The following is a 295-nucleotide window of genomic DNA, read 5'->3' on the forward strand; positions in this document are numbered from 1 at the left end:
CCTTTGGGCAGTACTGGCGAATTTGCTTATCTCACCCAATCACAACGCCGCAGCGTTGTGGATACTGTGCTTGCAGCCAATCGCGGGCGCGTGCCGGTTGTGGCAGGTGTTGCTTCTACCTCCATCAGTGATGCGGTTGACCAAACCGAGGATATGGTCAATGCGGGCGCAGATGGCATTTTGGCAATTTTGGAATCTTATTTTCCTGTCAGTGATGAAGGTGTTGAGGCCTATTTTACAGCCATTGCCAAAGCGGCCAAAGGCCGTCCGGTCGTAATTTATACCAATCCGCAAT

1 protein-coding gene is annotated in these 295 nt (G+C 51.5%); it reads left to right on the plus strand.

Annotated elements, in window-relative coordinates; all coding sequences use genetic code 11:
- The coding region (locus HBA93_RS20500; RefSeq protein ID WP_221724502.1) for a dihydrodipicolinate synthase family protein at positions 1-295 on the plus strand (295 nt) is incomplete at both ends.

This window comes from Ochrobactrum sp. SFR4, assembly GCF_019730395.1.
Lineage (GTDB): Bacteria > Pseudomonadota > Alphaproteobacteria > Rhizobiales > Rhizobiaceae > Pseudochrobactrum.